The 6,433-nt window shown below is 53.9% G+C and carries 6 protein-coding genes; all 6 read left to right on the top strand.

Annotation, left to right across the window (positions count from 1 at the left end):
* A partial coding sequence (locus VMT62_02595; protein ID HVN95292.1) for a CoB--CoM heterodisulfide reductase iron-sulfur subunit B family protein occupies positions 1-970 on the top strand: 970 nt, incomplete at its 5' end.
* Between the two features lie 3 nt (positions 971-973).
* The gene (locus VMT62_02590) at positions 974-2,935 is read left to right on the top strand and encodes a CoB--CoM heterodisulfide reductase iron-sulfur subunit A family protein (protein ID HVN95291.1); all 1,962 of its coding nucleotides are present in this window, start codon (positions 974-976) and stop codon (positions 2,933-2,935) included.
* Positions 2,923-3,354 (top strand): hydrogenase iron-sulfur subunit, encoded by a 432-nt coding sequence (locus VMT62_02585; protein HVN95290.1) that lies wholly within the window; start codon positions 2,923-2,925, stop codon positions 3,352-3,354. The genes VMT62_02590 and VMT62_02585 overlap by 13 nt, the downstream gene beginning before the upstream one ends.
* Complete coding sequence (locus VMT62_02580; protein HVN95289.1) at positions 3,351-4,301, top strand: 4Fe-4S dicluster domain-containing protein; 951 nt, start codon at positions 3,351-3,353, stop codon at positions 4,299-4,301. The genes VMT62_02585 and VMT62_02580 overlap by 4 nt, the downstream gene beginning before the upstream one ends.
* Positions 4,301-5,383, top strand: a complete 1,083-nt coding sequence (locus VMT62_02575; GenBank protein ID HVN95288.1) for a 4Fe-4S dicluster domain-containing protein — start codon at positions 4,301-4,303, stop codon at positions 5,381-5,383. Before VMT62_02580 ends, VMT62_02575 begins: the two co-directional genes overlap by 1 nt.
* Before the next feature lie 18 nt (positions 5,384-5,401).
* Complete coding sequence (locus VMT62_02570) at positions 5,402-6,244, top strand: FAD/NAD(P)-binding protein (protein ID HVN95287.1); 843 nt, start codon at positions 5,402-5,404, stop codon at positions 6,242-6,244.
* Positions 6,245-6,433: the final 189 nt, after the last annotated feature.

The following is a 6,433-nucleotide window of genomic DNA, read 5'->3' as shown; positions in this document are numbered from 1 at the left end:
TGAGACACGATATGCCCATTTCTGCGGATGTTCGCTGGAAGGCACTGCCAAAGAATACGACGATTCCTTAAAGGTGGTTATGAAGGCCTTGGGCGTCGAGCTTATCGAGCCCGATGACTGGAGCTGTTGCGGTTCCACACCGGCCCACACCGTGGACCACGTGTTCGCTGCGGCGCTGGCCGCCCGTAACCTCGCCATCGTGGAGAAGATGGGACTCACGACGATCACCACGCCGTGTCCGTCGTGTCTCATGGCGTTTAAGAAGGCGAACCATAATATGGCAGACGAAGCCTTCAAGGATGAAGTCAATGAGCTCCTCGACGAACCTTATAACTGTGGTGTGGAGGCAAAGTCATCGCTCCAGGTGATCTACGAAGATATCGGCCTTGACGCCATTGCGGCAAGGGTGACCCATATATTGCCTGATCTCAAAGCCGTTCCTTATTATGGATGTATCCTGAACAGACCCCCGGACATCGCCCGGTTTGACGACCCGGAGAATCCGACAGCCATGGATAAGCTCCTTGCCGCCCTCGGGGTCGAGGTTCGTGACTTCGCGTTTAAGACGGAATGTTGCGGTGCGGCTTTCAGTATGCCCAAACGTGAGATGGTGAACGAGCTCACCTACAAGGTTCTTTTAATGGCCGTAGAGGCCGGCGCGAACTGTGTGGTTGTGGCATGTCCGCTCTGCCAGCAGAACCTTGATCTGAGGCAGGGCCAGGTGAACAGTCTCATGAAATCGAATTTCAAGCTTCCTGTACTCTACTTTACTCAGGTCATGGGTCTTGCGTACGGATATTCCCCCAAAGAACTCGGTCTCGATAAGATATTTGTGAGCGCCGATCACGTGATCAGGCGCGTGACCAAGAAAGAATTCGAAGTTGAGAAAGCGGCAGAAGAGGCAGCTAAGAAAGCGTCCAAAACCAAAGCAAAGGGCGCATCAGAAGAAACCAAACCAGAGGAGACCTGATCCATGCGGGTTGGTGTATTTATTTGCCATTGTGGAAGCAATATCGCGGGCACTGTCGACGTGGCCAGGGTAGCAGCCGAAGCGAGAAAACTCCCCGGTGTTGCCTTTGCAACGAACTATATGTACACCTGTTCGGAGCCGGGCCAGGACGAGATCAAGGCCGCTATCAAGCGGGAGAAACTCGACCGGATCGTGGTGGCGGCATGTTCGCCCCGCATGCATGAGAATACCTTTCGTAAGACCATCGAGAAGGCAGGGCTTAACCGGTATTTCCTCGAGATGGCCAACATCAGGGAGCATGTTTCCTGGATAGGCCTCGATAAAGAATCAAACACGAGAAAGGCGCTCGACGAAGTGGCCATGGCCGTGGCCAAAGTGCAGCAGAATAAGCCTCTGTACGCGGCATCCTTCAAGATCAACAAACGGGTCATGGTACTGGGCGGCGGTGTGGCAGGTATGCAGGCAGCCCTTGACTGTGCAGACGGCGGTCTGGATGTGGTCATGGTGGAGAAAAGCCCGGCCATCGGCGGCATGATGGCCCGTCTCGACAAGACCTTCCCCACAATCGATTGCTCCATTTGCATCCTTGGGCCTAAGATGGTCGATGTGGGACAGCACGAGAAGATAAAGCTTTACGCTTACTCTGAGATCGAAGAGATCAAGGGATATGTGGGCAACTACCAGATCAAGATCAGAAAGAAGGCGGCCTATGTGGATTGGTCCAAATGCACCGGTTGCGGCCTCTGCATGGAGAAATGCCCTACCAAGAACGCCTATGACTATTTCAATTTCGGCGCCGCGCCGACGCGGGCCATTAATATCCCATTTCCACAGGCGATTCCGAAAAAGGCCAAGATAGACCCGAAATACTGCCGTCAGTTCACCAAAGGCAAATGCGGCGTCTGTGCCAAGGTCTGTCCTACCGGCGCCATCAGCTACGAGCAACAGGACGAGATCGTGACGGAAGAAGTGGGCGCCATCATTGTAGCCACAGGCTACGGGCTCATCGATCAGGAAAGGCTTCCTGAATACGGCGGGGGCAGATATCCCGATGTGATCACCGGCATCCAGTATGAGCGCTATCTCAATGCGTCGGGCCCCACCTCGGGGCACATTATCAGGCCCTCGGATCATGAGGAACCCAAGACGGTCGTCTTTGTCGCCTGTGCGGGCTCCCGTGACAAGTCCATCGGCGTGCCTTACTGTTCCAACTTCTGTTGCATGTATATCGCCAAGCAGGCGATCCTTACCAAAGACCATATCCCCGATTCACAGTCCTACGTCTTCTATATGGATATTCGTTCGCCGGGCAAAGGCTATGACGAGTTCACGCGTCGGGCCCAGGAAGACTATGGGGTAAAATACATTCGCGGCCGCGTATCGAGGATCTACCCAAAGGGCAAAAAGATGGTGGTCCAGGGCGTGGATACGCTCCTCGGCACGAGGGTCGAAGTGGAAGCCGACCTTGTGGTCCTCGCCACTGCCGCTACAGCGGCTGAAGGTGCGCCGCAGATGGCAGAGAAGCTCCATATCTCCTATGACACATTCGGGTTCTACGTTGAAAGTCACCCTAAACTGAGACCTGTGGAGACGAATACATCGGGGGTCTTCCTCGCGGGCGCATGCCAGGGGCTAAAAGACATTCCCGCATCGGTGACCCAGGGGAGTGCGGCGGCGAGTAAGGTGCTCTCGCTCTTCTCCAAGGACATGCTTGAGTCGGATCCAGCCATTGCTCAAGTCAATATGAATACCTGCGTGGGCTGTCTTAAGTGCCTCAAGACCTGCCCCTTCGGCGCCATCGTTGAAGACACGCTACGGAGTGGCAAGAAGGTCGCCAAAGTCATCGAGACTGTCTGCGCCGGATGCGGCGTCTGCACATCTACTTGTCCCTGCGGCGCTATTCAGTTGCAGCATTTTACGGATAATCAGCTCCTCTCGGAGGTTAATGCCATATGTCAGACGTAGCATCAAAGGAACTGCGCATCGTCGGCTTTCTCTGTAACTGGTGCTCCTACGGCGGAGCCGATACTGCCGGAGTGGGGCGGTTCAAACAGCCCACGGATTTGCGCATTATCCGGGTGCCGTGCTCCGGACGCGTAGACCCGCTCTTCGTGGTAAGAGCGCTACTCACCGGCGCTGACGGCGTGCTTGTCTCCGGTTGCCATCCCCGCGATTGCCATTACTCCGACGGCAATTTCTATGCACGCAGGCGTCTTGAGATGCTGAAAAGAATGCTTCCCTTCGTGGGCATTGACGATAAGAGGTTCCATTACACCTGGGTTTCCGCCTCGGAAGGCCAGAGGTGGCAGCAGGTCGTGACTAATTTTACGAAACAGGTGCATGAGCTTGGTCCGCTCCACGAGAACAAGGAGAAGGCAGAGTGAGTACGGAAAAACTGAAAGAAGCCATACGCAAAGTATTTCCCGATGTTGAAACGGTCATCTGCTGGCAGGAGGGCTTTGATAAGATCCACACCACACCCTTGTTTATGACCAGGGCAGATGATGCGGACAAGGCCGTATGGAACGCGCTCTGTGTTCAGAACCTAGCTGCTTACCTCCCCTCGCAGAAGAAGAAAGTTGCCGTGGCGGTTAAAGGGTGCGACTCCAGGACTATTGTCCAGTTTATGCAGGAAGGGCTTATCGACAGAAATAATGTGATCATCATCGGCATCCCCTGCAAAGGGGTGGTAAATATCAAGAAGGTTTTGAAGGCGATCGATTATCAGCCCATCGAGTCTGTGACTATAGAGGGCGGCAAGGTGGTGGTGAAGACCGCAAAGGGTGAAACGACCCTCAATGTTTCCGACGTGTGGCCCGACAAGTGTAAGACCTGCCGGTATCCCACGCCGGTCATATACGACGTGCTCGTTGGTGATGTCATCGAATCCGATAAGCCTGCCGTAAGCGTGTACGATGATGTACGTGACTTCGACGCCAAATCGCTTCAGGAGCGCAAAGCCTATTTCGAAGAACAGTTTTCAAAATGCATCCGCTGCTACGCCTGCCGCAACGCATGTCCCATGTGCGTCTGTCAGGACAGCTGCATCGCCGAGACGCGGGACCCCCATTGGATCACACAGAGAATGAGCCTTACCGAGAAGACCATGTTCCATATGATCCACTCGATCCACCTCGCCGGACGATGTGTGGAATGCGGCGAGTGCGAGCGGGTGTGCCCCATGGATATCCCTGTGGCCAAGATCAAGAAGAAAATCAATGCCGAAATGAAGGACCTTTTCGATTATTCGACGGGGGTCAATCCCGACGATAAACCACCTATGTATACATTCAATGTGGACGAAGCAAAAATCAAGGAGCACAAACTCTAATGGCCAAGACAGGATTTCTTCCAAAGGAGAAGGTACGGGCATTTCTCGATGCATTGAGTAAAGATGCCGTGGTCCATGTACCCGTGGCCGAAGGCGAGGTCGTCTCCTTCAAACCCTACAGGACAGACACCGAGATATGTCTTTCCAGACCGGCCAATACGTCCCCTAAATCAGTCATCTATCCGCAGTGCGACAGACTCATTTCCTTTACGTATACCAAAGATCCTGAAGACCCGAAGAAATCGAGCGTAGCTGTGAGCGACGCAAGGGATTATTCAAAGGCGGTCATCTTCGGATGCCGTCCCTGCGATGCCAAGGGATTCACCATATTCGACAGGGTCTTTATTGAAACCGACACGGCCGATCCCTACTATCAGGAACACAGGGAAAAGACAACCATCGTATCGCTTGCCTGTGAGACGCCTTTTGCCGGATGTTTCTGCGTGGCCGTGAACGGCGGACCCGTGGACAAAACAGGCTCCGATGTGCTGATGACCGATACGGGCAAAGGATACTATCTTGAATCGGGAAGCGAAAAGGGTGACGCCCTGCTTAACCTCCCCATGATCGAAAGCGGCGCGCCGTATGAAAAAGAGGCGCACAAGATACAGAAAGAAGCAATACCAAAGGTGAAGAACCCATTTCCGGCGGACGCCACGGCCACGGTCAACGCCACACTCTTCGATACCGATGAATTCTGGCAGCAGGTAGCGGCCAAGTGTGTGAGCTGCGGTGCATGCACCTATCTGTGCCCGACCTGTTACTGTTTTAACATTACCGATGAACAGGCCCGTGACAAGGGGGAGCGCTTGAGGACCTGGGATGCCTGCATGTTTCAGCACTTCACGCTTGAGGCGAGTGGCCATAATCCGAGACCGGCTAAGTCCCGGCGCTTAAGGAACCGTGTGGGCCACAAGTTCTCGTATTACCCTGAAAAATATAGCGGCGCTATCGCCTGCTGCGGTTGCGGACGGTGCATCAGGCACTGCCCGGTTTCCGTTGATATTAGCGAGATTGCGGGTTATCTCAAGGACCCGAAACAAGACCCCAAGAAGTGGGTTGAAAGAAACACAAAGGCCTAAAAAGGCGGAGTTTGTCATATGTCAGAGAATTGCCAGTGCAAGAACCCGTACCTGCCGGAGATCGCAACGGTCACACGGATCATCGAAGAGACGCCGAACATCAAGTCTTTTCAAGTCGTATTGAACGATCCCGAGAAGATGAAGACCTTCAAATTCGAGCCGGGCCAAGTGGGACAACTCTCTGTCTTCGGTGTAGGCGAATCAACCTTCGTGATCAATTCTCCGCCCACGCGCATGGGATACCTCCAGTTTTCTGTTATGAAGGCAGGCGAGGTTACCGCTGCACTCCACCAGATTTACGAAGGCGACCAGATCGGCGTGAGAGCGCCGCTCGGCAACTGGTTCCCGTACAACGAAATGAAAGGAAAGAACATCCTCTTCATCGGCGGAGGCATAGGCCTTGCGCCCCTTCGCACGCTCATCCTCTACATGCTCGATAATCGGGCTGACTACAAAGATATTACCATTATCTACGGATCGAGGACGCCCCCCGACCTGTGCTACAAGGACGACCTGAAAGAGTGGGAAGAACGATCTGATGTGAACCTCATCCTCACCGTTGATAATGAATTTCCCGGCTGGGACAAAAGGATTGGCTTTGTGCCCACGGTGCTTAAGGAAGTGGCGCCCAAGCCGGATAACACGGTGGCTATCACGTGCGGACCGCCCATCATGATCAAGTTCGTGCTTGAGGGTCTGGCGGGACTCAATTTCCCCGCAGAGAATATCCTGACCACGCTGGAAGCGAGGATGAAGTGCGGTATAGGCATATGCGGCAGATGTAATATGGGGCACAAGTATATTTGTAAGGATGGACCGGTCTTCAGTCTCAAAGAGCTTAATGAGCTGCCTGAGATTTGATCTGTAAATATATTGGCGATAACGACAGGCGGGGACTTACGTTCCCGCCTTTTTTATCGCCAATGTTGCATCTGGCCTCGCTCTTTTCGCGCCTAATACCGCTGACTGCGGGGCCGCGCGATGCTCAACGTATACTCGATACGCCTGCGCTCGGCAGCCCCTTGCCATCGGCATTATCCATCGAAAATA

It is taken from the genome of Syntrophorhabdaceae bacterium (genome assembly GCA_035541755.1).
Taxonomy (GTDB): Bacteria; Desulfobacterota; Syntrophorhabdia; order Syntrophorhabdales; family Syntrophorhabdaceae; genus PNOF01.
The sequence above is the reverse complement of the archived record's forward strand: the minus strand, read 5'-3'. Positions and strand labels throughout refer to the sequence as shown.

Coding starts and splice junctions, on each gene's coding strand:
- VMT62_02590 (HVN95291.1), top strand. CDS start 974: ATGCGGGTTGGTGTATTTATTTGCCATTGTGGAAGCAATATCGCGGGC.
- VMT62_02575 (HVN95288.1), top strand. CDS start 4,301: ATGGCCAAGACAGGATTTCTTCCAAAGGAGAAGGTACGGGCATTTCTC.
- VMT62_02570 (HVN95287.1), top strand. CDS start 5,402: ATGTCAGAGAATTGCCAGTGCAAGAACCCGTACCTGCCGGAGATCGCA.
- VMT62_02585 (HVN95290.1), top strand. CDS start 2,923: ATGTCAGACGTAGCATCAAAGGAACTGCGCATCGTCGGCTTTCTCTGT.